General features: G+C 44.2%; 1 protein-coding gene. It reads right to left on the bottom strand.

The genetic code is table 11. The annotated features are described in order from the left end of the window. Positions 1-258 (bottom strand): aldehyde dehydrogenase family protein (locus AAEY79_RS15540; protein WP_352289455.1); only part of this gene is annotated, 258 nt, incomplete at both ends.

Below are 258 nucleotides of genomic sequence, written 5' to 3'. Positions count from 1 at the left end.
AACTCAACTAATGAAATACCACCTAATGACTGAAGTGTCGCCTGTGCGGCAACCATGCCACGTGCAGCGGTTTCAGAAATCATCGAGCCCATAAAAGGTTGTGGTTGAACGTTCCAAGCACCTACTTTAATTTGTTTAATAGCCTTTACTAGCTCTGCGATTAACGCATCACCTTGTGCGCCCTCTTCAATATATAAACGACGGGCACAGGTACAACGTTGGCCAGACGAAATATAAGCAGACTGAATAATGTCATGT

The sequence above is a fragment of the Psychrobacter sp. GW64-MNA-CIBAN-0177 genome, assembly GCF_040309585.1.
In the GTDB taxonomy this organism is placed as follows: Bacteria; Pseudomonadota; Gammaproteobacteria; order Pseudomonadales; family Moraxellaceae; genus Psychrobacter; species Psychrobacter okhotskensis.
This window is presented reverse-complemented; position numbering and strand designations above follow the sequence as displayed.